This window comes from Pseudomonas sp. S1_G07 (assembly GCF_054668565.1).
Window position 1 is genome coordinate 5,298,857 of sequence record NZ_CP162778.1, and the last position, 26,449, is coordinate 5,325,305.

General features: G+C 61.2%; 27 protein-coding genes. 7 read left to right on the top strand and 20 right to left on the bottom strand.

Annotated features, from left to right (window positions below):
* Window positions 1–3 precede the first annotated feature (3 nt).
* The 4 genes from AB4O05_RS24050 to ppnP all read left to right on the top strand — a co-directional run bounded on the left by AB4O05_RS24050 (window position 4) and on the right by ppnP (window position 3,741).
* Complete coding sequence (locus AB4O05_RS24050) at window positions 4–765, top strand: enoyl-CoA hydratase/isomerase family protein (RefSeq protein ID WP_460134937.1); 762 nt, start codon at window positions 4–6, stop codon at window positions 763–765.
* Between the two features lie 111 nt (window positions 766–876).
* On the top strand, window positions 877–2,760 hold the full coding sequence (locus AB4O05_RS24055) for an acetyl/propionyl/methylcrotonyl-CoA carboxylase subunit alpha (RefSeq protein ID WP_460134936.1): 1,884 nt from the start codon (window positions 877–879) through the stop codon (window positions 2,758–2,760).
* An 89-nt stretch (window positions 2,761–2,849) separates the two neighbouring features.
* Window positions 2,850–3,392 carry a 3'-5' exonuclease gene (locus AB4O05_RS24060; protein WP_460134934.1) on the top strand — a complete coding sequence of 181 codons (543 nt, stop codon included), beginning with the start codon at window positions 2,850–2,852 and terminating at the stop codon, window positions 3,390–3,392.
* Window positions 3,393–3,456: 64 nt separating this feature from the next.
* Entirely contained in the window at window positions 3,457–3,741 is a 285-nt protein-coding gene (gene ppnP, locus AB4O05_RS24065) for a pyrimidine/purine nucleoside phosphorylase (protein ID WP_058424671.1), read from the top strand.
* Window positions 3,742–3,986: 245 nt separating this feature from the next.
* On the opposite strand, the gene AB4O05_RS24070 is transcribed toward ppnP, so the two are convergent.
* The 3 genes from AB4O05_RS24070 to AB4O05_RS24080 all read right to left on the bottom strand — a co-directional run bounded on the left by AB4O05_RS24070 (window position 3,987) and on the right by AB4O05_RS24080 (window position 6,204).
* The gene (locus tag AB4O05_RS24070) at window positions 3,987–4,193 is read right to left on the bottom strand and encodes a hypothetical protein (RefSeq protein WP_460164811.1); all 207 of its coding nucleotides are present in this window, start codon (window positions 4,191–4,193) and stop codon (window positions 3,987–3,989) included.
* A gap of 229 nt (window positions 4,194–4,422) precedes the next feature.
* Window positions 4,423–5,229, bottom strand: a complete 807-nt coding sequence (locus AB4O05_RS24075) for an MOSC domain-containing protein (protein WP_460134932.1) — start codon at window positions 5,227–5,229, stop codon at window positions 4,423–4,425.
* Between the two features lie 39 nt (window positions 5,230–5,268).
* Window positions 5,269–6,204 carry a chemotaxis protein CheV gene (locus AB4O05_RS24080; protein ID WP_460134931.1) on the bottom strand — a complete coding sequence of 312 codons (936 nt, stop codon included), beginning with the start codon at window positions 6,202–6,204 and terminating at the stop codon, window positions 5,269–5,271.
* 569 nt (window positions 6,205–6,773) lie between these two features.
* Here AB4O05_RS24080 and AB4O05_RS24085 point away from each other — a divergent pair.
* The 3 genes from AB4O05_RS24085 to AB4O05_RS24095 all read left to right on the top strand — a co-directional run bounded on the left by AB4O05_RS24085 (window position 6,774) and on the right by AB4O05_RS24095 (window position 9,142).
* On the top strand, window positions 6,774–7,220 hold the full coding sequence (locus tag AB4O05_RS24085; RefSeq protein ID WP_460134930.1) for a hypothetical protein: 447 nt from the start codon (window positions 6,774–6,776) through the stop codon (window positions 7,218–7,220).
* Window positions 7,221–7,592: 372 nt separating this feature from the next.
* Complete coding sequence (locus tag AB4O05_RS24090; protein WP_460137501.1) at window positions 7,593–8,486, top strand: sensor histidine kinase; 894 nt, start codon at window positions 7,593–7,595, stop codon at window positions 8,484–8,486.
* A complete protein-coding gene (locus AB4O05_RS24095) occupies window positions 8,483–9,142 on the top strand; it encodes a response regulator (RefSeq protein ID WP_460134929.1) in 660 nt (219 codons plus the stop codon). The genes AB4O05_RS24090 and AB4O05_RS24095 overlap by 4 nt, the downstream gene beginning before the upstream one ends.
* On the opposite strand, the gene yegS is transcribed toward AB4O05_RS24095, so the two are convergent.
* From yegS to flhB, 17 genes are all read right to left on the bottom strand, one after another.
* Complete coding sequence (gene yegS / locus AB4O05_RS24100; protein WP_460134928.1) at window positions 9,101–10,021, bottom strand: lipid kinase YegS; 921 nt, start codon at window positions 10,019–10,021, stop codon at window positions 9,101–9,103. The two genes, AB4O05_RS24095 and yegS, sit on opposite strands and share 42 nt — an antisense overlap.
* A gap of 270 nt (window positions 10,022–10,291) precedes the next feature.
* Complete coding sequence (locus AB4O05_RS24105) at window positions 10,292–10,687, bottom strand: DUF2802 domain-containing protein (RefSeq protein WP_460134927.1); 396 nt, start codon at window positions 10,685–10,687, stop codon at window positions 10,292–10,294.
* Complete coding sequence (locus AB4O05_RS24110; RefSeq protein ID WP_460134926.1) at window positions 10,688–11,170, bottom strand: chemotaxis protein CheW; 483 nt, start codon at window positions 11,168–11,170, stop codon at window positions 10,688–10,690.
* An 81-nt stretch (window positions 11,171–11,251) separates the two neighbouring features.
* Complete coding sequence (locus AB4O05_RS24115; protein WP_460137500.1) at window positions 11,252–12,067, bottom strand: CheW domain-containing protein; 816 nt, start codon at window positions 12,065–12,067, stop codon at window positions 11,252–11,254.
* Between the two features lie 2 nt (window positions 12,068–12,069).
* The gene (locus tag AB4O05_RS24120; protein ID WP_460134925.1) at window positions 12,070–12,858 is read right to left on the bottom strand and encodes a ParA family protein; all 789 of its coding nucleotides are present in this window, start codon (window positions 12,856–12,858) and stop codon (window positions 12,070–12,072) included.
* Window positions 12,859–12,908: 50 nt separating this feature from the next.
* Window positions 12,909–13,796 carry a flagellar motor protein MotD gene (gene motD / locus AB4O05_RS24125; RefSeq protein WP_460134924.1) on the bottom strand — a complete coding sequence of 296 codons (888 nt, stop codon included), beginning with the start codon at window positions 13,794–13,796 and terminating at the stop codon, window positions 12,909–12,911.
* 148 nt (window positions 13,797–13,944) lie between these two features.
* The gene (locus AB4O05_RS24130) at window positions 13,945–14,685 is read right to left on the bottom strand and encodes a flagellar motor protein (RefSeq protein WP_460134923.1); all 741 of its coding nucleotides are present in this window, start codon (window positions 14,683–14,685) and stop codon (window positions 13,945–13,947) included.
* Window positions 14,685–15,809, bottom strand: a complete 1,125-nt coding sequence (locus tag AB4O05_RS24135) for a protein-glutamate methylesterase/protein-glutamine glutaminase (protein ID WP_460134922.1) — start codon at window positions 15,807–15,809, stop codon at window positions 14,685–14,687. The genes AB4O05_RS24130 and AB4O05_RS24135 overlap by 1 nt, the downstream gene beginning before the upstream one ends.
* Before the next feature lie 48 nt (window positions 15,810–15,857).
* A complete protein-coding gene (locus AB4O05_RS24140) occupies window positions 15,858–18,086 on the bottom strand; it encodes a chemotaxis protein CheA (protein WP_460134921.1) in 2,229 nt (742 codons plus the stop codon).
* An 11-nt stretch (window positions 18,087–18,097) separates the two neighbouring features.
* A complete protein-coding gene (locus AB4O05_RS24145) occupies window positions 18,098–18,886 on the bottom strand; it encodes a protein phosphatase CheZ (protein WP_460134920.1) in 789 nt (262 codons plus the stop codon).
* Window positions 18,887–18,904: 18 nt separating this feature from the next.
* Window positions 18,905–19,279 (bottom strand): chemotaxis response regulator CheY, encoded by a 375-nt coding sequence (locus AB4O05_RS24150; RefSeq protein ID WP_460134919.1) that lies wholly within the window; start codon window positions 19,277–19,279, stop codon window positions 18,905–18,907.
* Between the two features lie 168 nt (window positions 19,280–19,447).
* Window positions 19,448–20,188 carry an RNA polymerase sigma factor FliA gene (gene fliA, locus AB4O05_RS24155; protein ID WP_460134918.1) on the bottom strand — a complete coding sequence of 247 codons (741 nt, stop codon included), beginning with the start codon at window positions 20,186–20,188 and terminating at the stop codon, window positions 19,448–19,450.
* Complete coding sequence (fleN, locus tag AB4O05_RS24160; protein ID WP_460134917.1) at window positions 20,185–21,018, bottom strand: flagellar synthesis regulator FleN; 834 nt, start codon at window positions 21,016–21,018, stop codon at window positions 20,185–20,187. The genes fliA and fleN overlap by 4 nt, the downstream gene beginning before the upstream one ends.
* Window positions 21,019–21,124: 106 nt before the next feature.
* Window positions 21,125–22,441: a flagellar biosynthesis protein FlhF gene (gene flhF / locus AB4O05_RS24165; RefSeq protein ID WP_460134916.1), complete on the bottom strand. Its 1,317-nt coding sequence runs from the start codon at window positions 22,439–22,441 to the stop codon at window positions 21,125–21,127.
* Window positions 22,442–22,453: 12 nt separating this feature from the next.
* The gene (gene flhA, locus AB4O05_RS24170) at window positions 22,454–24,568 is read right to left on the bottom strand and encodes a flagellar biosynthesis protein FlhA (protein WP_460137499.1); all 2,115 of its coding nucleotides are present in this window, start codon (window positions 24,566–24,568) and stop codon (window positions 22,454–22,456) included.
* Between the two features lie 374 nt (window positions 24,569–24,942).
* Window positions 24,943–25,143, bottom strand: coding sequence for a cold-shock protein (locus AB4O05_RS24175; RefSeq protein WP_460134915.1), 201 nt, complete (start codon window positions 25,141–25,143; stop codon window positions 24,943–24,945).
* Between the two features lie 167 nt (window positions 25,144–25,310).
* Window positions 25,311–26,447 carry a flagellar biosynthesis protein FlhB gene (gene flhB, locus AB4O05_RS24180; RefSeq protein ID WP_460134914.1) on the bottom strand — a complete coding sequence of 379 codons (1,137 nt, stop codon included), beginning with the start codon at window positions 26,445–26,447 and terminating at the stop codon, window positions 25,311–25,313.
* Between the last annotated feature and the right edge of the window lie 2 nt (window positions 26,448–26,449).

The following is a 26,449-nucleotide window of genomic DNA, read 5'->3' on the forward strand; positions in this document are numbered from 1 at the left end:
ACCATGAACACCCTGTTGCTCGAACCGCACAACGGCGTGCTGCACATCACCCTCAACCGCCCTGAATGCCGCAATGCCATGAGCCTGCACATGGTCAATGAACTGCATGCGGTGCTGGCACAGCTCGACGACCAGGTGCGGGCCGTGGTGATCAGCGGCGCGGGCGGGCATTTCTGCGCGGGCGCCGATGTGAAGGACATGGTCAATGCGGGCGACCAGTTGCAGGCGCTCAACCGCGCCTTCGGCACCTTGCTGCAAGCCGTCGAAGCCGTGCCGCAAGTGGTCATTGTGGTGCTGCAAGGCGCCGTACTCGGCGGCGGGTTTGGCTTGGCGTGCGTCAGCGATATCGCGATTGCCGATCACAAGGCCCGGTTCGGCCTGCCGGAAACCAGCCTGGGCTTGCTGCCGGCGCAGATCGCGCCGTTTGTGGTCAAGCGCATCGGGCTGACCCAGGCCCGGCGCCTGGCACTGACGGCGGCACGGTTTGACGGGGTGGAAGCGCAGCGGTTGGGGCTGGTGCACTTTACTGAAAGCGATCCGCAGGCACTGGCCGAACGCTTGGACGAGGTGCTGGGCCAGGTGTTGCAGTGTGCGCCGGGGGCCAATGCACGCACCAAGGCGCTGTTGCTGGCCAGTGCGCAATCACCATTGGGACCGTTGCTGGATCAGGCGGCGCAGTGGTTTGCCGAGGCGGTGACGGGTGAAGAAGGAATTGAGGGGACGCAGGCGTTTGTGCAGAAGCGTAAGCCAAGGTGGTGCAAATGATGCCTTCGCGAGCAAGCCCGCCTCCGCACGTTGGAATGCAGTTCAACTGTGGGAGCGGGCTTGCTCGCGAAGAGGCCCTGACAAACGCTGCATCTACCAAGGGATAAACCGATGGCCGCATTCACCAAGATCCTGATCGCCAACCGCGGCGAAATCGCCTGCCGCATCCAGCGCACCGCCCAGGCTCTGGGCTACCGTACGGTGGCAGTCTACAGCGACGCCGACGCCAATGCCCTGCATGTGCACATGGCCGATGAGGCCGTGCATATCGGCCCTGCCCCGGTGCAGCAATCCTACCTCAATATCCAGGCCATTCTTCAGGCGGCGCACATCACCGGTGCCGATGCGGTGCACCCTGGCTACGGCTTCCTTTCCGAAAATCCCGACTTCGCCAAAGCGTGCCTCGACGCCGGGCTTACGTTCATCGGCCCCAGCATCGAAGCCATCGAACTGATGGGCAGCAAGCGCTTGTCCAAGCTCGCCATGCTCGACGCCGGTGTGCCCTGCATCGCCGGCTACCAGGGCAGTGCCCAGGACGACGCCACCCTGCAACACCAGGCCGAACGCATCGGCTACCCGCTGATGATCAAGGCCAGCGCCGGTGGCGGCGGTCGTGGCATGCGCCTGGTACACCGACGCGAGCAACTGCTGGAGCAACTGCGCACCGCCCGCTCCGAAGCACAGCATGCCTTTGGCAGTGATGAGCTGATCCTGGAACAGGCGCTGATCGAGCCGCGCCACGTGGAAATCCAACTGTTCGGCGACAGTCACGGCCACCTTATCTACCTCGGTGAGCGCGACTGCTCGATCCAGCGTCGCCATCAGAAAGTCATCGAAGAAGCCCCTTGCCCGGTGATGACACCCCACCTGCGCCAGGCCATGGGTGAAGCCGCGCTCCAGGCCGGTCGAGCCGTGAACTATGTGGGTGCCGGCACCGTGGAATTCCTGCTCGACCGCAACGGGCAGTTCTATTTCCTGGAAATGAACACCCGCCTGCAAGTGGAGCACCCGGTTACCGAGCTGATCACCGGCCTCGACCTGGTGGCCTGGCAACTGCGGATCGCCGCCGGCGAGCCGCTGCCATTAACCCAACAAGAGGTGACCCTGACCGGCCACGCCATGGAGGTGCGCCTGTACGCCGAAGACCCGGCCCAGGGCTTCCTGCCGCAAACCGGTGAGGTGCTGCGCTGGGAGCCGGCCACCGGCGTTCGCACCGACCACGGCGTCAGCGAAGGTCAACGCATCAGCCCGTTCTATGACGCCATGCTGGGCAAGATCAGCGCCCATGGCGCAACCCGCGAAGAGGCGCGGCGCAAACTGCTGCGGGCCGTGGAAGACACCTTGCTGCTGGGAGTAAGCACCAATCAGCGGCTGCTGGCCGATCTGCTCAAGCATGCGGACTTTATCGCGGGTGATTTCAGCACCGGGTTTATCGCCGAACACTTCAGTGAGATTCCACGCCAGGCCGTCACCCATGACCAGCTCGCCGTGGCCGCCGCGCTGTTCTATCAACACAGCGCCGACCAGCACGCCCAGGTACTGGCGGGGTGGCGCAATAACGCGAGTACACCCTGGACTTGCCGCCTGGAGGTCAACGACGAAACCCACACAGTCACCGTTGAGGACCTGCAACTGTCCACCGACGGCCGCCACGCCAGCGTGGTGATCAACGGCATCCGTCGCCGCATCGCCTACCACCTCGCCGCAGACCAACTGTGGCTGGCGGGCGTGACCTTTACCCACCGCACCCAACAGGTCGCCAGCCGCCAGGCCAGCGCCGACACCGCAACGGTCAAGGCACCGATGGACGGTGCCATTGTCGATGTACACATCAGTGCCGGTGACAGCGTGACCAAAGGCCAACTGCTGCTGGTGCTCGAGGCCATGAAAATGGAGCATCCGCTGAAGGCCGGCATGGACGGTGTGATCAAGAGCGTGCAGGTGAGCGCCGGCGATCAGGTACGCAATCGCCAGGTTTTACTCGAGATCGAATAACCCCGGGCCTCAATGAAAAAACAGCACGGAACTACAGGGCCGGGCTACGCTCTATCCCCCAGGAAAGGAAGAGTACGGGAACCTGCACGATGCCTCATTGGCTGATTATTGACCTTGAAGCCACAACGGATGACGGCGGCTGGCCCGTGACGGAGATGGAGGTCATCGAGATCGGCGCGAGCCTGGTAAACCGCCAGGGCCGCGAACTGGACCATTTCCAGCGCTTTGTGCGGCCGCTGCGGCGCCCATTGCTCACCGCCTTTTGCCGCAAGCTGACCCATATCAGCCAGGCGAATATCGACACCGCGGCGTCTATCACCGAGGTATGGCCACTGTTCGAACGCTGGCTGGGCCAGCATCAAACGCGCCTGGAAGGCTGGGCCAGCTGGGGCGACTACGACCGCCAGCAACTGGAACTGGAGTGGCAGCGCAACAACCTGGCCAGCCTCCTGGCCGACACGCCCCACGTGAACCTCAAGCAACGCTTCGCCAAGGCCCGGCGCCTGGACAAGCCCCTGGGGCTCAACGGTGCCCTGCAATTGGCGGGGATGCAGTTCCATGGCCAGCAACATCGGGCCCTGGAGGACGCACGCAACACCGCCCGCCTGCTGCCACTGATTTTGCCGGTCTAGGCAGCTTCCCTGCCCTTGGGCATACTGGCCGTCCTTTTCAGACCCTTTTTCCGAGGATTCGCCCATGTTTAAAGTCAACGAGTACTTCGACGGCACCGTCAAGTCGATCGCTTTCGGCACCGCAGAAGGCCCGGCGACCATCGGCGTGATGGCCCCGGGTGAATACGAATTCGGCACCGCCCAGCGTGAAATCATGCACGTGGTTTCCGGCGCCCTGACCGTCAAGCTGCCTGATGCCAGCGACTGGGAAACCTTCGCCGCCGGCAGCCAGTTCAACGTCCCGGCCAACAGCAAGTTCCAGCTCAAGGTCGCCGTGGACACCGCTTACCTGTGCGAATACCGCGGCTAAACCTTACCCGCGCAAAAAAGTCCTAAGTCCAGGAGAGTATGCCGAGCGGGATCGGGGCGTACTCTACTGAGATTATCCCCCAGGGATCGTTCCTGTTCGCCCGCAATCGCACGACCAGGTGAACCATGATGGCCTCGCACGCAGCACCCTCTCCAGGCGCGACTGCTCGTGGACAGCCACACCCCACAAGCATCCGCACGTGAAGTCGTGGCTGAAAACCTCGATAACGAAACCATCTCACTCATTTATTCTTCGGGGGGCTCCTTATAGTCAGGATTTTTTCGTACCTCATAAGTAATGGATGCCGAATGCGATTTTGGATGTAACTCCACCTTTGATATGTCATAAAAATACTGAGGATTGTTTGGATAAAATCCTTTTACCGACAAGAATTTCGCCCGTGCGGCCGTTTCGGTCACGTCAGTTCTTGGCAAGTCCACGATAAATTCCATTATTGATTCTCCTGAAAGCCATCGCCCTCTCGAGAGAGCAGGGTCGCCCAGATTTTTGCATTCGGCTTGGAGTTTTCTAACTGTCAGATCTGACAGGCTTCAATATGAATTCGACATAATGCCAGGCACTTTAATCATTCAGTCATGCGTCGCTTGACCAGAAGATTACTTGGAATTCAGCGCCCCCGTCAGGCAGGCTCTCGCTGGTCAACCGTTGGCGGTGATCCTGTTATTCCAGGACCGTCACCGGCATGCCCACTTCCAGGCGCCCCGCCCCGTTGTTGACCAGGTTCTGGCCGAACATCGCACCCTCTGGGGTCTTGCGGTAAGCCTCAAGCGTGGCAAAGGGTTCACGATCGGCACTGCGTTCGCCGGTCTGCGGGTCGAGGGTGGTGAGAATGCAGCGTGAACACGGCTTGACCACTCGAAACTCGAGATCGCCGATGCGCAGGCGCTTCCAGCCATCTTCGGCAAAGGCTTCGCCGCCCTCGACCACCAGGTTGGGGCGAAAGCGCAGCATCTCCATGGGGCGGCCGACTTTTTGGCAGAGGTCGTCAAGGGAGGCCTGGCCGATCAGCAGCAACGGGTAACCGTCGGCGAACGCGACCTGGTCATCATCTCGGCCATAACCGGCTTGAGTGGTACGGGCGCGGTCCAGGGGCATCTGCACCAGCCGCGTCGGCTTGCCGATAAATTCACTGACCCAGGCCGCCGCCGCGTCACCGGCGTCCGGCACGCGCAAGGTGTCGCGCCAGATCGTCACGCCGCGTAGCTCACTGTCGATGCCCGGCAACGCCACGTCCAGCGGCGCGTAGCCAGGTGAGCTGAGGGTAAGGCCGCCGCTTGGGTTCCACAGCGCCGACAGTTGGCTCATCTTCGCCACGGCGCGCTGCGTGAGGAAACGCCCGCTGGCCTCGTCCACCAGCATCCAGCGTCGATCACCGTGCAAACCGAGCTTATCCAGGCCGATTTCCTGCAATATCTCGGCCTTGCCGGACTTCAAGGGGTAACGGTACAACGCGCTGAGACGAAGCATGGGCCTGCATTCCTGGGGGGCAAAGATGCCACCCTAAGGTCAAGCCGAAGCTTCGTCCAGCATCAGTCGTTGACGCACCACATCCACCAGCTTGTCGGGCTGGAACTTGGACAGGAAGTTGTCGCACCCGACCTTCTTCACCATCGAGTCGTTGAAGCTGCCCGACAGCGAGGTGTGCAGCACCACGTAGAGCTTGCGCAGGCGCGGGTCGTTGCGAATTTCGGTGGTGAGGCGGTAGCCGTCCATCTCGGGCATTTCGGCGTCGGTGAAGATCATCAGCAGCTTGTCGGTCATCACGTGGCCGGCGTCGGCCCAGGCCTTGAGCATGTTCAGCGCCTTGAGGCCGTCGCTGGCGATGTGCATCTTCACCCCCAGCTGGCCCAGGGTGTCGCGCAGTTGCGACAGGGCGACGTTGGAGTCGTCCACCAGCAGCACTTCGCGGCCACGGGCACGTTCCAGCACCGGGTCGTCGAGTTTCTCGCGGGACACCTTGGCGTTGTAGGGCACGATCTCGGCGAGGACTTTTTCCACATCGATGATTTCCACCAGTTGGTCATCGACCTTGCTGATAGCCGTGAGGTAGTGCTGGCGCCCCGCGCTGGTGGGCGGCGGCAGGATGGATTCCCAGTTCATGTTGACGATGCGGTCCACGCCACCGACCAGGAACGCCTGCACCGAGCGGTTGTACTCAGTGACGATGATAGTGCTGTTCGGGCCCGGTACCAGCGGGCGCATGCCGATCGCCTGGGACAGGTCGATCACCGGCAAGGTCTGGCCGCGCAGGTTGACCACGCCACACACGAATGGATGGCGCTGCGGCATCAGGGTCAGCTTGGGCAGCTGCAGCACCTCTTGAACCTTGAACACGTTAATGGCGAACAACTGCCTCCCGGCCAGGCGAAACATGAGGATTTCCAGGCGATTCTCACCCACCAGTTGCGTGCGTTGATCTACCGTGTCGAGAATGCCGGCCATTAAATGCTCCTGGTGTGCGCTGGAAATATTGCCCGAAGGAATTGTGCGGTTTACTAAAACTGGTTATCGGCGGCGCAAGCCAGACCTTGACCCCTGTAAAATGCCACGTAAATTCATTGATGTCACACTGATATCATGCTTTACTGCCCAGGCATCCCCACAGCACTATCCATGGCGGGTGCGGCGACGTTGCGCGACACTTAAATCGACGCAAGGTTCCGCCATGTAAGGGATTCCCCTATACGCAATCAGGCCCAACCTGATATTCGCAGTATCTAATAGCCATTAATGTGACGCCATTCTCATTGCATGAATGGAGTCAGGCTATTGTTTGCCATGCCAAGCCCTCGGCCCACGGGCCTTCCAGACGCTCACGTGGCGGCAACTGACAGTGTGCGACTAAGCCCACTCACAAGGGCCACCCAGAGCCGTCACCGTCATTCAAATAAACGTCCTACTGCAAATTCAGAAGCGACCTACAGCTTCCGGTCATATTTCAGCGGTAGTTTTACGCCATTCACCCGATGCGACATCTCAATACCCGACCTTAAGTTGTGGAGACTTGCGTGATGAACGACGGTAACGAGTGGCAAGCTGCATTTCCCGAGTTCCTGCACGAGGCTGAAAAGCTGCTGGTCAAGTCGGAAGAGTGCCTGAGCCACCTGCACTTGATTCGCAACGACAGTGACGCTATCGAGTGCATGAAAATCAGCCTGACCAAGCTCGCCGAACGAGCCGACTGCCTGGCCCTGCAGGCGATCAGCGAATTCTCGCGGCATATCCAGTACCTGATCGCCAACGCCGAAAACCCGTTGCAGTTGCACGACCAAGCGCTCCAGGCGCTGGAAGAGTGCCTGAAATTGCTGGCCTGGCAATTGGAGTTGATCGACGTGAAGACTGGCCAACTGGCCTTGGATGAAGCGGAACAAGCCACGTTGATTGCCACGGTAACGTTGCAGATCCCGCAAAAAAGCTTCAGTCATAAACCCCAGCAACGCATGCATCACACTTTTTGACGCCGCCACAGGTGGTATTGAAACGCCGTGTTATCTAAAAGCGACAAGTTTAACGAACTTGCTGGTAATCAATGCGCACAAAAAGATATCAAATAGCCAGCACTCTTTAATGACGATACACCCCTTTTAAGTCACCCAACTTCCCCCACTTCATGAACGCCGGGATTACCGCCCGGAGTCTCTGTGCGGTGAAGTCAGCCTGCCAGGCACGGCAGCAGGCGACCAACGGTAATAGTGGTGGTAATATGCCCACGCTTGAAGTGACGCAACTTCATCATGCAAAAAAATGACTCGATAACGTATTTCAAACAGAGCCCGGTCAGCCGCCTTGACCGCTCTTTTCGCAGCGAACCTTCATTGGCTCCATCCGCTATGCATGCCAGCCTCAAGACATTCATCGCAAGGTCCGCGTCCCGCAGCAATGCACGCCGTTTGCTTCTCGCCCTATGCCTTGGCTCGCTGCTGCTGAGCCTGTGGGCCTACAGCCGCTCCGCGCCGCTGCCGCTGATGGTGCCGCTGTTCAACCTGGGCACCTTGCTGGTGGTTGGCCTGCAACAGTGGTACTCACGCAAATCTATCAAGTTCCAACCGCAGGAATTGGCCGACCGCCTGCTGCAGGTGCAGGAAAACGAACGCCATCGCCTCAGCCGCGAACTGCATGACGACATTGGCCAACTGCTGACCGCCGCCAAGCTGCAAAGCGAATGGCTCAAGCGCCGCCTGCCGGACGACCTGCAAAGCCAGTGCACGGTACTGTGCAACACCTTGAATGAGACCCTGGCCAAGGTCCGCGACGTATCGGCTATCCTCAACCCCCGCCAGCTTACCCACCTCGGCCTGGAAGCCAGCCTGCGCGCGCACCTGCTCAAGACCCTGGAAAACACCCCGGTGCACTGGAGCCTGGAATGCCAGCAGCGGCTGACCGGCATTCCTGAAGAAATGGCCGTGGCGGCCTTTCGCATTACCCAGGAAGCGGTGACCAACATGCTACGCCACGCCCAGGCGCGTAACCTGCTGGTGCGCCTGCAACGCCTGCCCGAGGGCCTGTCGCTGACCATTTGCGATGACGGAAAGGGTTTCTCGCCCGCCATCAACCCCGCCCTGGAAGGCCAACGGGGCATGGCCGGCATGTCCGAGCGGATCGATCAACTGGGAGGCCGCTTGTCCGTCAGCAGCCAGCCAGGCGAAGGCACGCGGATCGATGCGCTTTTCCCCTGGGCGCCGCGCGCCCTCGAACGGGCCAGTCCCCCTAAGGTTCTCGAGTGACCTGCACATTACTCCTGGTGGATGACCATGCACTGATCAGGGCCGGCGTACGCGCGCTGATCCAGGACATTCCCGGCTACACGGTGAGCGGCGAGGCCAGCGATGGCGCGCAGTTGCTTGAGCAGTTCAACGCCTTGCAACCGGATATCGTGCTGCTCGACCTGTCGATGAAGCACACCGGTGGCCTGGATGCCTTGCAGCAACTCAAGCGCGCCTGGCCCAAGAGCAAGGTGCTGATCCTGTCGATGCACACCGACCCGGAACTGATCATGTGCGCACTGGAGTCCGGCGCCCATGGCTACCTGCTCAAGGACACCACCGCCAACGAGCTGGAACACGCGCTGATGGCACTGCGCAACAACGAGCGCTACCTGAGCCCGGCCATCGCTCACACCGTGATCAGCCAGGCGCTGGTGCGCAGCCAGGGCGCCGCCGCGCCCGCAGGCCACAGCCATAACCTCACGGCCCGGCAACTGGAAATCCTGCGCCTGATCGTGCGCGGCAAATCCACCCGCGAGATTGCCCACGGCCTGGGCCTGAGTATCAAGACCGTCGAGGCCCACCGTTCGCAAATCATGAAGCGCCTGCAGATTTTCGACGTGGCGGGCCTGGTGTTATTCGCGGTACGCGAGCAGATCATCAGCCTGGACGACTAGGGGCGAACCCAGCGGCAGATGCACGCGCAGGGCCTTGGGCAACGCCTCGAAATGCAGGTCGTCGCCTTGCAGCGGTTCGCCGTCGAGGTTGATGTACAACCCCTGGGCAACCTTGATATTGACCCACGGCAGGCGTGCACGCACGAACATGGCATCCAGGCCCCATCCGTTGCTCATCAGCTCACGCAAGGTACTGACCACCTCTTGGGGCGCCGGCAGGATGCTGACGTCGAGCAGGCCATCATCGGCCATGGCCCCAGGGCAGAGCTCATGCCCACCGCCCGCCTGGCGACCGTTGCCGATGCCCAGCGCCAGCAATTGACCTTTCCAATGAAAATCCGGCCCATCCAGCTCGGCATACGCGGCCTTCAATTCGCTGAAACGCGTCAAGCCAGTGAACAGGTAGGCCGCGCCACCGAGGATTTTCTTCAGGTCTTCGGAGGTGTTGGCGGTGACCTGGCTGCCGAAGCCGCCGGTGGCCATGTTCAGGAAGATTTGCCCACCCACCTGGCCGAGGTCGATTGCCCTGGCCGGTGCGTCCAGCAATGCCAGGGCCAGCGCGGGCTCCAGCGGCACGCCGGCGGCCTTGGCGAAATCATTGGCGGTGCCCAGGGGCATCAGTACCAGGCTGGCGTCGGAGTTGGCCAACGCCATGGCTTCAGCCACGTCACGCAAGGTGCCGTCGCCGCCGCCGGCAATGATGTGGGTATAGCCGCCGTCCAAGGCCTCCTTGACCAGGCGCTGGGCGTCACCGCCCTCCCACGTCACCCGCACCGCCAGCTCCCCGCCCTGCTCCCGCCGTGCCTGCACGGCCGCACGCACGTCCTCGTTGAGGGCTTGCTTGCCGTGAAGAATCAACAGTGCTTTGGCGGTGCTCATGGATGGCTTACTCCTGGATTCAAAGGTGCTTGAAGGATGTGGACCTTGAACCAGTAGGGAAAGTGCAGCCACAAGCGCCAAGTTATAAGCAACACCTATCAGGCTTCAAAACTTGCCGCTTGAAGCTCGAAGCTTTCAGCTGCTCTTATGCAACTTACTCATCAACTGCGCTGATGTGGACCTTGAACCAGTAGGGAAAGTGCAGCCACAAGCGCCAAGTCATCAGCGGCAAGCCAAAACTCAAAACTTGCCGCTTGAAGCTCGAAGCTTTCAGCTGCTCTTATGCAACTTACTCATCAACTGCGCTTCAGCCTGGGTCAGGCCGCACGACTGGGTCAGTTCATCCACCGTAGCGCCCATGCCCACCAGCTTCGCCGCCTGGGCAAATGACAGGCTGGAAGGATCACGCTGTTCGATCTGCGCGAGTTTGTCCGGCAACGGCGCAAGGATGGCGCGCAGCTCATGCACCTCATCCCCGACCTTCACCGCACTTTGCTGGAAGTGATCAACACGCTTGACCAGCTCCAGGATGCGCCGGTCACGCAATGCATCGCGCTCGGCCTGTTGCATGGCCAGTTCCCGCTGCTGGCGCAGGTAGCGCAGCAGGAAGGCCAATGTCCCGGCCCATAGCAGGGCCAGGACGATTACCGCAGCCTCAAGGAACAATCAGATGCTCTCCAGTTCCGACCATTCTTCTTCGCTCATCATTTTGTCCAGCTCAACCAGAATCAACAATTCGTTGTTCTTGTTGCACACGCCCTGGATGAACTTGGCCGATTCCTCGTTACCCACGTTCGGCGCGGTTTCCACTTCCGATTGGCGCAGGTAGACCACCTCGGCGACGCTGTCGACCATGATGCCGACCACTTGCTTGTCGGCTTCGATGATCACGATGCGCGTGTTGTCGCTGATCTCGGCCGTATCGAGACCAAAACGCTGGCGGGTGTCGATGACCGTCACCACGTTACCGCGCAGGTTGATAATGCCGAGCACGTAGCTTGGCGCACCTGGGACGGGGGCGATCTCGGTGTAGCGCAGCACTTCCTGCACGCGCATCACGTTAATGCCGTAGGTTTCGTTGTCCAGTTTGAAGGTAACCCATTGCAGGATAGGATCATCCAAACCTTGTGCAGACGCTGACTTGTTCATAGCTGTGACCCCTTCAAATGCCGATGTAGGCGGCGTGTGTACTTCTTTTGACCGCACTTGCGCGCGGCCCTTATTGTTCAATCAACTGCGTTTGGCAACAGGCATTGTCTTGACGGCACCGCTGGCGATCAATTCGGCCAGTTCGGCAACGTCGAGCAACGCGCACATGTGTTCGATCACGGTGCCCGCCAGCCAAGGCCGTTGGCCCCGGTGGCTGCGCCATTTGATTTCATTCGGGTCCAGGCGCAACGAACGGCTGACTTGATGCACCGCCAGCCCCCACTCGTAGCCCTGCACCGAGATCACGTATTGCAAGCCCTGGCGGAAGTCATCGCGGTAGCGGTCGGGCATCACCCAACGCGCGGTGTCCAGCACCTTGAGGTTGCCGGCCTGGCTCGGCAGGATGCCGAGGAACCACTCCGGCTGGCCGAACAATGGCGTCAGCTCCTGGCCTTCCAGGGAATAGATCGAGCCCAGGCACACCAGCGGCACCGCCAGGGTCAAGCCGGCGACATCGAACAGCAAGCATTCGAACGGCTCGGCAGCCCATGAAGGGCGATCATCGCCGCTCACCGGCGGCGGGGTGATGCTCGGCGGCAGGTGCACATCCACCACCGGCTCGACCACCACCTGCGGCGGCGCCACGACCGGCACCACCACGGGCGCGGCGACCGGCACGATCGTCGGCGCGATATGCGCATCGCGGGCCTGCTCTTCCAACACGGCCAGCTGGAACTCATCCAGGCTGCTCGACGACGGCACTTCCAGCACCGGCTCCAGCGCCAGGACCGGTTCCGGCAACTCTTCCTCGGTCGCATCCTGCAGCAAGGCATCCAGGTAGGATTCCAGTGCCAGTTGCGGCCGGGTCTTGACCTTGAGGTCGACGGGGCGGTTCATCATCAGGCCACCTGCGCCACAAGCTGCTGGGACAGCAGGTGCTTGAGCAACGCGCGGTAGGCCAGCACGCCACGACTTTTACCGTCGAACTGCGAAGGCGTGAGCCCTGCCCGGCTGGCATCGCGCAGGCGCGTGTCCACCGGGATATAGCCGTTCCAGATCGTCTCCGGATAGGCGTCGCGCAGTACACGCAAGGTGCCCAGGGACGCCTGGGTGCGACGGTCGAACAAGGTCGGCACGATGCTGTACGGCAGCGCCTGTTTGCGCGAGCGATTGATCATCGCCAGGGTGCTGACCATGCGCTCCAGGCCTTTGACCGCCAGGTGCTCGGTCTGCACCGGGATCACCAGTTGCTGGCTGGCCGCCAGGGCGTTGACCATCAGTACACCGAGCAACGGCGGGCTGTCGATGATGGCGTAGTCAAAGTCCTGCCACAGTTGCGCCAGGGTCTTGGCGATCACCAGGCCCAGACCGCTCTGCCCCGGCGACTGGCGCTCAAGGGTGGCCAGCGCGGTGCTGGAGGGCAGCAGGGAAATGCTCTCGTTGCTGGTGGGCAGCAGCAATTGACCGGGCAAGTCGCCGGGCACATTGCCCTTGTGCAGGAACAGGTCATAACAACTGTGTTCCAGCGCGTCCGGGTCGTAGCCGAAATAGCTGGTCATTGAGCCGTGGGGGTCGAGGTCGACCACGACCACACGCTTGCCCGCCTCGGCCAGCAAGCCGGCTAAAGCGATGGAGGTGGTGGTCTTGCCGACTCCACCTTTTTGATTGGCAACTGCCCAGACTCTCATTCGGATGGTTCCTCCCGGCAGGCATTGGCGCGACCGAGACATTGCATGGATTATTGAGCCGGTGACGGAGAATTGACGGCACTCTGCCGAACCGGCGGCTTTGCAAGGGCCGGTGCAGTTTGTGTGCCAGCGCGCTTCAAGGCCGCGTCCGGTGTTGCATTGGCGGTGCCGGTACCGGTCAGGCTGCGGCGCACATCCAGGTTGCGCGAAACCACCAACACCACCCGACGGTTGCGCGCGCGGCCTTCCACTGTGGCGTTGTTGGCCACCGGTTGGAACTCGCCGTAACCCACCGACGCCAGGCGCGAGGGGTTCACGCCCTGCATCGCCAGCATGCGCACGATGCTCGCCGCCCGGGCCGAGGACAACTCCCAGTTGGTCGGATACTGCGCGGTGCTGATCGGGATATTGTCGGTAAAGCCTTCGACGTGTATCGGGTTCTCGAAGGGTTTGAGAATGGCCGCGACCTTGTCGATGATGGTGAACGCCTGGTCGCTGGGCATCGCGTCGGCGCTGGCGAACAACAGGCTGGAGTTGAGTTCGATCTCCACCCATAACTCATTGCCACGCACGGTCATCTGGTTGGAACTGATCAGGTCGCCAAACGCGGCGCTGATGTCATCGGCGATGCTTTTCAGCGGGTCGCTGGTGCCCCCAATGCCGGCAGCGGTTTCATCGCTGTCGTTGACCAGCGGCTTGGCCGGGGTCACGGTCCTGGGCCGCTCTTCGCCGATGGGAATCGGCTTCAAGGAGCGGTCGGCATCGTTGAACACACCGATCAACGCCTGGGAAATGACTTTGTACTTGCCTTCGTTGATCGACGAGATGGAGTACATCACCACGAAAAATGCAAACAACAAGGTGATGAAGTCCGCGTAGGACACCAGCCAACGTTCGTGGTTGACGTGCTCTTCAGGCTCGCGACGGCGTCGGCTCACTGGCAACCTCCGAAAACACCGGCCACTGCAGGAGCGAGCTTGCTCGCGAAAAACGTCAATGATGACGCGGGCATCCTGGATAAATGCGGCGCTTTTGAGTTCTTCGCGAGCAAGCTCGCTCCTACAGGGGGATGGGTGTTCATAACCATCAGTCCATGAAGCCCTGGAGCTTCAATTCGATGGAGCGCGGGTTCTCGCCCTCGGCAATCGAGAGGATGCCTTCGAGCAACATTTCGCGATAACGGGACTGGCGCATGGCAATCGACTTGAGCTTGCTGGCCACCGGCAACAGCACCAGGTTGGCACTGGCCACGCCATAGATGGTGGCGACAAACGCCACGGCAATCCCGCTGCCCAGTTGCGAAGGGTCGGCCAGGTTGCCCATCACATGGATCAGGCCCATTACCGCACCGATGATGCCGATGGTCGGCGCATAGCCGCCCATGCTTTCAAATACTTTGGCGGCGTTGATGTCGCGGCTTTCCTGGGTATAGAAATCCACCTCGAGAACGCTGCGGATCGCTTCCGGCTCGGCACCGTCGACCAGCAATTGCAGGCCTTTGCGCGCGTAGCTGTCGGGCTCGGCATCGGCCACGCCTTCCAGGCCCAGCAGGCCTTCCTTGCGCGCGGTGAGGCTCCAGTTGACCACGCGGTCGATGCCGCCGGGCAGGTCGACACGTGGCGGGAAAATGATCCAGATCAGGATCTGCATCGCGCGCTTGAACGAACTCATCGGCGACTGCAGCAACGCGGCGCCCACGGTGCCGCCAATCACGATCAACGCCGCCGGGCCGTTGGCCAGCGCGCCAAGGTGGCCGCCTTCGAGGTAGTTGCCGCCAATGATTGCGACAAACGCCAGGATGATGCCCATCAGGCTCAATACATCCATCAGAGGCAGGCCTCCACCAGATGCTTGCCGATGTCGTCCAGGCTGTAGACGGCGTCGGCCAGGTCAGCCTTGACGATGGCCATGGGCATGCCATAGATCACACAACTGGCCTCGTCCTGGGCCCAGATCGCGCTGCCGCCCTGCTTGAGCAGACGCGCGCCTTCGCGGCCATCGGCGCCCATGCCGGTGAGCACCACCGCCAGAACTTTGTCGCCGTAGGACTTGGCCGCCGAACCGAAGGTGATGTCTACGCATGGCTTATAGTTCAGGCGCTCATCGCCCGGCAGGATTTTGATCGCGCCACGGCCGTCAACCATCATCTGCTTGCCACCCGGGGCCAGCAACGCCAGGCCAGGGCGCAGAATGTCGCCGTCCTCGGCTTCCTTGACGCTGATGCGGCACAGCTTGTCCAGGCGCTCGGCAAACGCCTTGGTGAACGCGGCCGGCATATGCTGAATCAACACGATCGGCGCCGGGAAGTTGGCCGGCAGTTGCGTCAGCACGCGCTGCAGGGCGACCGGGCCGCCAGTCGAGGTACCGATGGCAACCAGCTTGTAGGCCTTGCGCTTGGGTGCGGCGGACTGCCCGGCCGCGGGTGCCGCGGCACGAGCCGGCGGCGCCGGGCGCGCAAGCGGCGCGGGGGCCGGGCGACCAAACGAGGCACTGGAGGGCGCAGCCGGTGCGGCAACCGGCGCCGGCGCTGGCGCGCTGAACAGGCTGCGACGGTTGCTGCGGGCAATGCTGTGGACTTTCTCGCACAGCATTTGCTTGACCTTCTCGGGGTTGCGCGAGATGTCTTCGAAATTTTTCGGCAGGAAGTCCACCGCCCCCGCGTCCAGCGCATCGAGGGTCACTCGGGCGCCTTCGTGGGTCAGCGAAGAGAACATCAATACCGGGGTGGGGCAGCGTTGCATGATGTGCCGAACAGCCGTGATGCCATCCATCATCGGCATCTCGTAGTCCATGGTGATCACGTCCGGCTTCAGCGCAATGGCTTGATCAATCGCCTCTTTGCCGTTGGTGGCCGTGCCGACCACCTGGATGCTTGGATCGGCGGAAAGAATTTCCGAGACGCGGCGGCGGAAGAAACCTGAATCGTCCACCACCAGGACCTTGACTGCCATAAACACTCCGTTAGGTGGGGCGGGCAAACTGCCTGAGCCCCACCAGAATCAAATACGCCGAGCGGCGTAATGCTTGAGCATGCTCGGAACATCGAGAATCAGCGCGATCCGACCGTCGCCGGTGATGGTCGCACCCGACATGCCCGGGGTCCCCTGCAGCATTTTGCCCAAGGGCTTGATGACGACTTCTTCCTGGCCAACCAGTTGATCGACGACAAAGCCGATACGCTGAGTGCCCACGGAAAGAATCACCACATGGCCTTCGCGCTGCTCTTCATGAGCCGCCGACGCCACCAGCCAGCGCTTGAGGTAGAACAGGGGCAACGCCTTGTCGCGCACGATCACCACTTCCTGGCCGTCCACCACGTTGGTGCGCGACAGGTCGAGGTGGAAGATCTCGTTGACGTTGACCAGCGGGAAGGCGAAGGCCTGGTCACCCAGCATCACCATCAGGGTCGGCATGATCGCCAAGGTCAACGGCACCTTGATCACGATCTTCGAGCCCTGGCCCTTGGTCGAGTAGATGTTGATCGAACCGTTGAGCTGGCTGATCTTGGTTTTCACTACGTCCATGCCGACACCACGCCCGGACACGTCGGAAATCTCGGTCTTGGTCGAGAAGCCCGGGGCGAAGATCAGGTTGTAGCACTCGGTATCGGTCAGGCGGTCGGCGGCGTCCTTGTCCATCACGCCACGCTTGACCGCGATATTGCGCAGGATGGCCGGGTCCATGCCCTTGCCGTCATCGGTGATCGACAGCAGGATATGGTCGCCCTCTTGCTCCGCCGCCAGAATCACCTTGCCGTTGCGGGACTTGCCCGAGGCTTCGCGTTCTTCCGGGGTTTCAACGCCATGGTCGACCGCGTTGCGCACCAAGTGGACCAGCGGGTCGGCCAGGGCCTCGACGAGGTTTTTGTCGAGGTCGGTTTCTTCACCCACCAGTTCCAGGTTGATCTCTTTCTTCAGCTGGCGCGCCAGGTCACGCACCAGGCGCGGGAAGCGGCCGAAGACTTTCTTGATCGGCTGCATCCGCGTTTTCATGACAGCGGTTTGCAGATCGGCGGTGACCACGTCGAGGTTCGACACGGCCTTTTGCATGGTTTCATCGCCACTGTTCAGGCCCAGGCGCACCAGGCGGTTACGCACCAGTACCAGTTCACCAACCATATTCATGATGTCGTCCAGGCGCGCGGTATCGACCCGCACGGTGGTTTCGGCTTCACTGGCCGGCTTTTCCGCAACCGGTGCCGCGGCGGCGCGCGCCGGAGCAGGGGCTGCGGCAGGTGCCGGGGCTGGTTTGCCAGCGGCAGGCGCCGCAGCCTTGGCAGGCGCGGGTTTAGCCGCTACCGGGGCGGCAGTGGCCGCTGCGGTGGGGGCCACTTCGCTGAACTTGCCCTTACCGTGCAAATCGTCCAGCAACGCTTCGAATTCGTGATCGGTGATCAGGCCAGCACCGGCCGGCTGCGCGGGGGTGGCCGGCGCGGCAGGCGCTGCAGCCGTGCCCGCACCTTCCGGCAAGGCATCGACCGCAAAGGTGCCTTTGCCATGCAACTGGTCCAGCAACGCTTCGAATTCGTCGTCGGTAATGTCGGTGCTCGCAGCAGCGGGTGCTGGCGCGGCCGCGGCAGGCACCACGGCATCGGCGGCAAACTGGCCCTTGCCATGCAACTGATCGAGCAGGGATTCGAATTCCGCGTCGGTAATGTCTTCGCTGCTCGGGGCTACGGCTGGCGTGGCAACCGGCGCGACGACGGTCGATGCCTCGGCCTCGGCCTTGACGGCGCTGAGGGAGTTGAGCAACTGCTCGAACTCACTGTCCGTCACATCCGCCTCAGGCTCCGCGACCGGCTCAGGTACCGCTTCGGCCACAGGCGCCGCCGAGGTGTCGGCAGGTTCGGCATAGCGCGCCAGGGCGGCCAGCAGCTCCGGGGTGGCCGCGGTGATCGGGGCACGTTCGCGAACTTCGCTGAACATGCCGTTGACCGCATCCAGTGCTTCGAGAATCACGTCCATCAACTCCGAATCAACCTTACGCTCACCCTTGCGCAGGATGTCGAAGACGTTCTCGGCGATGTGGCAGCACTCCACCAGCTCATGGAGCTGGAGGAAGCCGGCGCCCCCTTTTACAGTGTGAAAACCGCGAAAAATTGCATTGAGCAGGTTCGCATCATCCGGGCGGCTTTCCAGCTCGACCAGTTGTTCGGACAGTTGCTCTAAAATTTCGCCGGCCTCTACAAGGAAATCCTGAAGGATCTCTTCATCGGCGCCGAAGCTCATGTGGGTGCTCCTTAGAAGCCTAAACTGGATAACAGGTCATCTACGTCATCCTGACCTGACACAACGTCTTCACGTTTATCGGCATGAATCTGCGGACCTTCACCCTTGGCGAGATGTTTTTGTGGATCTTTTTCCGAGAGGATCGCTGCGCGGTCATGTTCGATGCCGGCAAAACGATCAACCTGGCCTGCCATCAGCACTAATTTGAGCAGATTGCTTTCCACTTCGGTGACCAATTGGGTCACGCGCTTGATCACCTGACCGGTAAGGTCCTGGTAGTCCTGGGCCAGCAGAATGTCATTGAGGTTGCTGGAAACCGTACGGTTTTCCTGCTCGCTGCGTGACAGGAACCCTTCGACCCGACGGGCCAGCTCACGAAACTCTTCAGCCCCCACTTCACGGCGCATGAAGCGGCCCCAGTCAGCGCTGAGCGCCTGGGCATCCGTCGCCATGCCGTTGACCAAGGGCGTGGCGTTTTCCACCAGGTCCATGGTGCGGTTGGCCGCCGCCTCAGTCAGCCTGACCACATAGGACAGGCGTTCGGTGGCATCGGTGATTTGCGAGATTTCTTCGGCCTGGGGCATGTGCGGGTCAATCTGGAAATTGACGATTGCACTGTGCAGCTCACGCGTGAGCTTGCCCACTTCCTGGTACAGACCGCGGTCACGGGTCTGGTTGAGCTCATGGATCAACTGCACCGCTTCGCCAAACTGGCCTCTTTCAAGGCATTCGACCAACTGGTGAGCATGTTTTTTCAGGGTTGACTCAAAGTCTCCCTGTGACGTTTCGTTATTGTCCATAGCTCCCCCGCGATGGCATTAGCCGTGGATGCGTTCGAAGATTTTTTCAATCTTCTCTTTCAAGGCTTGTGCAGTGAAAGGCTTGACCACGTAACCGTTGACCCCGGCCTGGGCGGCTTCGATGATTTGCTCACGTTTGGCTTCAGCGGTGACCATCAATACCGGCAGGTGCTTGAGCCTTTCATCGGCACGCACTTTGCGCAGCAAGTCGATACCGGTCATACCCGGCATGTTCCAGTCAGTGACCAGAAAATCAAAGTTGCCACTTTGCAACATCGGGAGCGCAGTGGTCCCGTCGTCTGCTTCGGCCGTGTTGGTGAACCCAAGGTCACGCAACAGGTTTTTTATGATCCGCCGCATCGTTGAGAAGTCATCCACGATGAGGATTTTCATGTTCTTGTCCAATTCGACCTCCAAGCAGTCTTAAACGCGCCCAGCACCTGGACGCGCCATTTCAATCAACAGGCATTACACAAAAAGGACTGTCGGGGGCACCCTGGATCAAACCGCAAAGGTCAAACACCCTCGCGGTGAAGTTCTCAAGCGCCCACACACTGCCTGTCAGCGCGCTCGCCACTCTCCCAAACGCCCCCGCAAGCGGGCCGCGCACTGGCTGTGTAACTGGCTGACCCGCGATTCGCTGACCCCCAGGACCTCACCGATTTCCTTGAGGTTCAGTTCTTCGTCGTAGTACAGCGCCAATACCAGTCGCTCACGCTCAGGCAAATTGGCAATCGCGTCTGCCAACGCGCCCTGGAAGCGTTCATCTTCCAGGTCGCGCGCCGGCTCCATATGAGTACTCGCTCCGTCCTCGTGCAGCCCTTCGTGTTCGCCGTCCTGCAACAGGTCGTCGAAACTGAACAGGCGGCTGCCCAAGGTGTCGTTCAAAATCCCGTAATAATCGTCGAGACTCAATTGGAGTTCGGCCGCAACTTCGTGATCTTTAGCGTCGCGACCGGTTTTTGCTTCAATTGCACGAATTGCGTCACTGACCATGCGCGTATTGCGGTGTACCGAACGTGGCGCCCAATCCCCCTTACGCACCTCGTCGAGCATCGCGCCACGGATGCGGATACCCGCATACGTCTCGAAACTCGCCCCTTTGCTGGCATCGTACTTGGTCGACACTTCGAGCAGGCCGATCATGCCCGCCTGGATCAGGTCTTCGACCTGGACGCTGGCGGGAAGGCGAGCCAGCAGGTGATAGGCAATACGCTTGACCAACGGCGCATAGCGTTCGATCAACTCACCCTGACTGTCACGGGCAGACTTCTTGTAAACGTTATAGCCGTTCGCGGTCATAGCACCGGTCCTGCGCTCGTCTGATGAACCAATCGCTCGACGAAAAACTCCAAATGCCCCCGGGGGTTGGCGGGCAACGGCCAGGTATCGACCTTCTGGGCAATCGCCTTGAACGCCAGTGCACATTTGGAACGAGGGAACGCTTCGTAGACTGCACGCTGCTTTTGCACAGCCTTGCGCACACACTCGTCGTAGGGAACCGCGCCGACGTATTGTAAGGCGACATCGAGAAAGCGATCCGTGACCTTGGTCAACTTGGCGAACAGGTTGCGACCTTCCTGCGGGCTCTGGGCCATGTTGGCCAGGACGCGGAAGCGATTCATGCCGTAGTCACGGTTAAGCAGTTTGATCAGCGCATAGGCGTCGGTGATCGAGGTGGGTTCATCGCAGACCACCAGCAGCACTTCCTGGGCCGCGCGCACGAAGCTGACCACGGACTCGCCGATCCCGGCGGCGGTGTCGATCACCAGCACGTCGAGGTTATCGCCGATATCACTGAACGCCTGGATCAGGCCGGCATGCTGCGCCGGGCTCAGGTGCACCATGCTCTGGGTGCCGGAGGCGGCCGGCACGATGCGAACCCCGCCAGGGCCCTGGAGCAGAACATCGCGCAGCTCGCAGCGCCCCTCGATCACATCGGCGAGGGTATGTTTGGGTGTCAGCCCGAGCAGAACGTCGACGTTCGCCAGCCCCAGGTCCGCATCCAGCAGCATGACGCGACGGCCAAGCTCTGCCAGGGCCAGGGACAAATTCACTGACACGTTAGTTTTGCCGACGCCACCTTTGCCGCCGGTCACCGCGATCACCTGTACGGGATGCATGCTGCCCATTTTATTTCTTTACCTTGTCTTGCTTAGACGCAGGCTACATGGCTTGGCCGCGTGAATCGCTTGCAGACCATCGATGTAGGTACATTTCACGGTGTTCATCCTGACTTCAACCGACCCGTTTTGTCGGGTTGTGGTAGAGGTCGGCGAACATATCGGCCATCGCTTCCTCGCTAGGCTCGTCTTGCATTTGCACGCTCACGGCGCGGCTGACCAACTGATGACGGCGCGGCAGATGCAGATCATCCGGGATCCGCGGCCCATCGGTCAGGTAGGCAACCGGTAGTTCATGGCTGATGGCCAAACTCAATACTTCGCCCAGGCTGGCGGTTTCATCCAGTTTAGTCAGGATGCAACCGGCCAGGCCGCAGCGTTTGTAGCTGTGGTACGCAGCAGTAAGCACCTGCTTCTGGCTGGTGGTTGCAAGCACCAGGTAATTCTTCGATTTGATGCCTCGCCCGGCCAGGCTTTCCAGTTGCATGCGCAACGCCGGGTCACTGGCTTGCAGGCCGGCGGTATCGATCAGCACCACACGCTTGCGCAGCAACGGGTCGAGGGCGTTGGCCAGGGACTGGCCCGGGTCGACGTGGGTCACCGACACATTGAGGATGCGGCCCAGGGTCTTGAGTTGCTCCTGAGCGCCAATGCGGTAGCTGTCCATGCTCACCAGGGCGATGTTATGGGCGCCATACTTGAGCACGTAGCGGGCCGCGAGCTTGGCCAGGGTGGTGGTCTTGCCCATGCCGGCGGGGCCGACCATGGCGATCACACCGCCCTCTTCCAGCGGCTCGATTTCCGGGGTAACGATCATCCGCGCCAGGTGGGCCAGCAACATGCGCCAGGCCTGGCGAGGCTCTTCGATTTCGCTGGTCAGCGCCAGCAGGTCACGGGACAACGGACCGGACAGGCCGATACGTTGCAGGCGGCGCCACAGGTTGGCCTGTTGCGGCTTGCTGCCTTGCAGTTGTGTCCACGCCAGGGAGCCCAACTGCACTTCCAGCAGCTCGCGCAGGCCGTTGAGCTCAAAGCGCATCGAATCGAACACGCGCTGATCGACCGCAGGTGCCGGGGCGGGCGCCGCAGGGCGCGGGGGTTCGATGAAAGTCGGCTCGACCAGCGGTTCGGCAGCGGTCAGCGGCAGGCCGGCGAACAGCTGGCGGTTGGTGGTGGCATCGCTGTCGCCACGCATGCTCAGCTCGGCCTGGGCCGAAACGATGCGCGAGGCAGTCTTGCGCAGCTCGTCTTCGAGCTCCATGTTCGGCACACGCGGGGCCAGGGCCTGAGGGGTGTAATCCAGGGCAGCCGTCAGCTCGACACCGCCGGCGATGCGACGGTTACCGATAATCGCGGCGTCGGCGCCCAGCTCATCGCGGACCAACTTCATGGCCTGACGCATATCGGCGGCGAAAAAACGCTTTACTTGCATAACCCACTACCCTCAGCCGTTGGGCCCTACTGTCGCGACAATAGTCACTTGCTTGTTGTCAGGAATTTCCTGATAAGCCAAAACGTGCAAATTCGGTACTGCCAGGCGTCCAAACCGCGACAACATCGCGCGGACCGGGCCCGCCACCAGCAGAATCACCGGTTGGCCCTGCATTTCCTGGCGCTGCGCGGCGTCGATCAACGAACGCTGCAGCTTCTCAGCCATGCTTGGCTCCAGCAGAACGCCCTCTTCCTGGCCTTGTCCTGCCTTTTGAATACTATTGAGCAATATCTGTTCCAACCTTGGTTCCAAGGTGATCACAGGCAGCTCGGAGTCAAGCCCCACAATGCTTTGCACGATAGCGCGGGATAAGCCGACGCGCACCGCGGCCACCAGCGCGGCAGTATCTTGACTCTTGGCGGCGTTGTTGGCGATGGCTTCGGCAATGCTGCGAATGTCGCGCACCGGCACCTGTTCGGCCAGCAACGCCTGTAGCACCTTGAGCAATTGCGACAACGACAGCACGCCCGGCACCAGCTCTTCGGCGAGTTTTGGCGAGGCTTTGCCGAGCAGGCCCATCAATTGCTGGACTTCTTCGTGGCCGATCAGCTCATGGGAGTGCTTGTACAGAATCTGGTTGAGGTGGGTCGCTACCACGGTACTGGCGTCCACCACGGTGTAACCCAGCGACTGTGCCTGGCTGCGCTGGCTGACTTCGATCCATACCGCTTCCAGGCCAAAAGCCGGATCTTTGGCGGTAATGCCGTTGAGGCTGCCGAATACCTGCCCTGGGTTGATCGCCAGTTCGCGGTCGGGGTAGATCTCGGCTTCGGCCAGGATCACGCCCATCAGCGTCAGGCGGTAGGCGCTGGGGGCCAGGTCGAGGTTGTCGCGGATGTGCACGGTGGGCATCAGGAAACCCAGGTCCTGCGACAACTTCTTGCGCACGCCCTTGATCCGCGCGAGCAATTGGCCGCCCTGGTTGCGGTCGACCAGTGGAATCAGGCGGTAGCCGACTTCCAGGCCGATCATGTCGATCGGGGTCACGTCGTCCCAGCCCAGCTCCTTGGTTTCCTGGGCACGGGCCGGGGACGGCAGCAGCTCCTGCTGGCGCGCGATCTCCTGCTGGGCCTGGACCTTGACCGCGTTCTGCTTCTTCCAGAACAGGTAGGCGCCACCGGCCGCCATGGCGGCCATGCTCAGGAACGACACATGGGGCATGCCCGGCACGATACCCATGACGGCCATGATGCCCGCCGCCACGGCCAGGGCCTTGGGCGAGGCGAACATCTGCCGGCTGATCTGCTTGCCCATGTCTTCGGAGCCCGAAGCCCGGGTAACCATGATGGCCGCAGCTGTAGATAACAACAGTGATGGCAATTGCGCCACTAAACCGTCACCGATGGTCAGCAACGCGTATACCTTGCCCGCATCGCCGAAGCTCATGCCGTGCTGGAACATGCCGACCGCCACACCGCCGATCAGGTTGATGAACAGAATCAGCAGGCCGGCGATGGCGTCACCGCGCACGAATTTGCTGGCACCGTCCATGGACCCGTAGAACTCGGCTTCCTGGGCCACTTCCAAACGACGTGACTTGGCCTGGTTCTGGTCGATCAGGCCGGCGTTGAGGTCGGCGTCGATGGCCATCTGTTTGCCGGGCATGGCGTCGAGGGTAAAGCGCGCGCTTACTTCGGAAATCCGCCCGGCACCTTTGGTCACCACGACGAAGTTGATGATCATCAGGATCGCGAACACCACGATACCGACCACATAGTTACCGCCGATCACCACCTCACCGAAGGCCTGGATCACCTTACCGGCGGCGGCGTGGCCGTCCTGGCCGTGGAGCATCACCACCCGCGTGGACGCCACGTTGAGCGCCAGGCGCAGCAGGGTCGCTACCAGCAGGATGGTCGGGAACACTGCGAAATCCAGCGGCCGCAGGGCGTATACGCACACCAGCAGTACCACGACGGACAGGGCAATGTTGAAGGTGAAGAACACGTCCAGCAGGAACGGCGGCATCGGCAACATCATCATTGCCAGCATGACCAGCAACAACAGCGGCACACCCAGATTGCCCCGCGAGAGGTCAGTCAGGGTCGTACGAGCCGTGCCGAGCATTTGAGAGCGATCCACCACCGGTATTCCTCGTTTCCTTGAAGCAAACTTTTGACGCCAGTTGGCGACTTGGAGGCGCTATTGCAAGAAGCCTTCCAACTTTTACTTTGCGGTTCAGATCCCTTTATTCCAGGGGATAGTGAGCGGGCAGGCGAACGACGTCGCCGAATACAATGCGGTTCAAGTGCGGACGCTGGCGAAGACTTTCGGCGCGAGGGGGCATCAGACATTGCGCAGTTGATTGAGCTGGCAGGTTGGCTGGCTGAGCGGGTACTGGACGGTATTGAACCGTGAACGCAGACGGCCAAACCATAAGCTTGGGCATGGGGTAAGTGATCATCCCCTTCCATGGGGACGATCAAGAAGGTTCGACGCGACTATAACGGTCTTACGTCCATTGCTTGCGGCCCCTTGGGGCCTTCGGTAAGCGTGTACTCAACCTTTTGATTCTCTTCCAGGCTTTTGAAGTCGGAAAAAATGCCTGAAAAATGCACGAACACATCATCAGAACCATCGTCCGGCGTGATGAAACCGAACCCTTTTGCTTCGTTGAACCACTTTACGGTGCCAGTTGCCATTGCCAATCTCCAACTACCTGCTTGGGGCGTAGGCCCTATCAAACCGTTTAAAAACACCGTTGACTACTGTCAGAGTTGACAGGTAGACGGCGATCCCAGACGAGTGGTAGAGGCGAGAACAACGACTTAACCCGTGGTAATGAGCGGGCTCAGCGCAGGCCGGGCGATCAGGAATCGCGGCGCAGGTCCGGCGGGATCGGCAGATCCTTGAGCGGATCCGGGCGCTTGCCCTTGCCTGCACGGTATTGGCGAATCTGATAGACATAGGCCAACACCTGCGCCACGGCCAGGTACAGCCCCGCGGGGATCTCCTGATCGAGATCGGTGGAGTAGAAGATCGACCGCGCCAGTTCCGGCGATTCCAGCAACAGGATGTCGTTGGCCACGGCGATTTCGCGGATTTTCAGGGCAGTGAAATCGCTGCCCTTGGCCAGCAGCATCGGCGCGCCGCCCTTCTCCGGGTCGTACTTGAGGGCCACGGCGTAGTGGGTCGGGTTGGTGATGACCACGTCGGCGTCGGGCACCGAGGCCATCATCTTGCGCTGGGACATTTCGCGCTGCAGCTGGCGAATGCGTTGCTTGACCTCCGGCCGCCCCTCCTGATCCTTGTGCTCGTCGCGCACTTCCTGCTTGGTCATCAGCAGTTTCTTGTGGCTTTCCCACAGCTGGATCGGTGCATCCACCGCCGCGATGATGATCAACCCGGCGGCCATCCACAGTGCGCTCCAGCCAACCACCTGCACGCTATGAATGATCGCTGACTCCAGCGGCTCATGGGCGATGCGCTGCAGGTCATCGATGTCGGATGACAACACCATCAGCGCCACGAACAGGATCAGAAGGAACTTGGCCAGGGCCTTGAGCAGTTCCACCAGGGCCTTGGTGGAAAACATGCGCTTGAGCCCGGCCCCCGGGTTCATGCGGCTGAATTTGGGCGCCATGCTGCCGGCGGCGAATAACCAGCCGCCGAGGGCGACCGGGCCGATCAGCGCGGCCAGCAGCAAGGTGATCAGGATCGGCTGCACCGCCAGGATCGCGATTTTGCCCGAATGCAGCAGGTATTGCCCCATGGAGTCGGGGTTGAGCAACACCTCACGGGGCAAACTGAAGTTGTGCTTCATCAGCTCCAGCAGGTCCAGCGCCAAACCGCCGCCGTAAATCAGCAAGGCGCCGGAGCCGGCCATCATCGTGGCAACGGTATTGAGTTCTTTGGAGCGCGCAATCTCGCCCTTTTCCCTGGAGTCCTTTTTGCGTTTCTCCGTGGGGTCTTCGGTCTTGTCCTGACCACTCTCGCTCTCGGCCATGG

Bases quoted from the DNA above. Each gene is read 5' to 3' on its own strand.
- ppnP (WP_058424671.1), top strand. From the start codon at position 3,457: ATGTTTAAAGTCAACGAGTACTTCGACGGCACCGTCAAGTCGATCGCT.
- AB4O05_RS24140 (WP_460134921.1), bottom strand. From the start codon at position 18,086: ATGAGCTTCGGCGCCGATGAAGAGATCCTTCAGGATTTCCTTGTAGAG.
- AB4O05_RS24135 (WP_460134922.1), bottom strand. From the start codon at position 15,809: ATGGCAGTCAAGGTCCTGGTGGTGGACGATTCAGGTTTCTTCCGCCGC.
- AB4O05_RS24120 (WP_460134925.1), bottom strand. From the start codon at position 12,858: ATGAGAGTCTGGGCAGTTGCCAATCAAAAAGGTGGAGTCGGCAAGACC.
- AB4O05_RS24070 (WP_460164811.1), bottom strand. From the start codon at position 4,193: ATGGAATTTATCGTGGACTTGCCAAGAACTGACGTGACCGAAACGGCC.
- AB4O05_RS24090 (WP_460137501.1), top strand. From the start codon at position 7,593: ATGCATGCCAGCCTCAAGACATTCATCGCAAGGTCCGCGTCCCGCAGC.
- yegS (WP_460134928.1), bottom strand. From the start codon at position 10,021: ATGAGCACCGCCAAAGCACTGTTGATTCTTCACGGCAAGCAAGCCCTC.
- AB4O05_RS24150 (WP_460134919.1), bottom strand. From the start codon at position 19,279: ATGAAAATCCTCATCGTGGATGACTTCTCAACGATGCGGCGGATCATA.
- fliA (WP_460134918.1), bottom strand. From the start codon at position 20,188: ATGACCGCGAACGGCTATAACGTTTACAAGAAGTCTGCCCGTGACAGT.
- AB4O05_RS24130 (WP_460134923.1), bottom strand. From the start codon at position 14,685: ATGGATGTATTGAGCCTGATGGGCATCATCCTGGCGTTTGTCGCAATC.
- AB4O05_RS24175 (WP_460134915.1), bottom strand. From the start codon at position 25,143: ATGGCAACTGGCACCGTAAAGTGGTTCAACGAAGCAAAAGGGTTCGGT.
- fleN (WP_460134917.1), bottom strand. From the start codon at position 21,018: ATGGGCAGCATGCATCCCGTACAGGTGATCGCGGTGACCGGCGGCAAA.
- AB4O05_RS24085 (WP_460134930.1), top strand. From the start codon at position 6,774: ATGAACGACGGTAACGAGTGGCAAGCTGCATTTCCCGAGTTCCTGCAC.
- AB4O05_RS24075 (WP_460134932.1), bottom strand. From the start codon at position 5,229: ATGCTTCGTCTCAGCGCGTTGTACCGTTACCCCTTGAAGTCCGGCAAG.
- AB4O05_RS24080 (WP_460134931.1), bottom strand. From the start codon at position 6,204: ATGGCCGGCATTCTCGACACGGTAGATCAACGCACGCAACTGGTGGGT.
- flhA (WP_460137499.1), bottom strand. From the start codon at position 24,568: ATGCTCGGCACGGCTCGTACGACCCTGACTGACCTCTCGCGGGGCAAT.
- AB4O05_RS24060 (WP_460134934.1), top strand. From the start codon at position 2,850: ATGCCTCATTGGCTGATTATTGACCTTGAAGCCACAACGGATGACGGC.
- AB4O05_RS24110 (WP_460134926.1), bottom strand. From the start codon at position 11,170: ATGAACAAGTCAGCGTCTGCACAAGGTTTGGATGATCCTATCCTGCAA.
- AB4O05_RS24055 (WP_460134936.1), top strand. From the start codon at position 877: ATGGCCGCATTCACCAAGATCCTGATCGCCAACCGCGGCGAAATCGCC.
- AB4O05_RS24115 (WP_460137500.1), bottom strand. From the start codon at position 12,067: ATGAACCGCCCCGTCGACCTCAAGGTCAAGACCCGGCCGCAACTGGCA.
- flhB (WP_460134914.1), bottom strand. From the start codon at position 26,447: ATGGCCGAGAGCGAGAGTGGTCAGGACAAGACCGAAGACCCCACGGAG.
- AB4O05_RS24145 (WP_460134920.1), bottom strand. From the start codon at position 18,886: ATGGACAATAACGAAACGTCACAGGGAGACTTTGAGTCAACCCTGAAA.
- flhF (WP_460134916.1), bottom strand. From the start codon at position 22,441: ATGCAAGTAAAGCGTTTTTTCGCCGCCGATATGCGTCAGGCCATGAAG.
- AB4O05_RS24050 (WP_460134937.1), top strand. From the start codon at position 4: ATGAACACCCTGTTGCTCGAACCGCACAACGGCGTGCTGCACATCACC.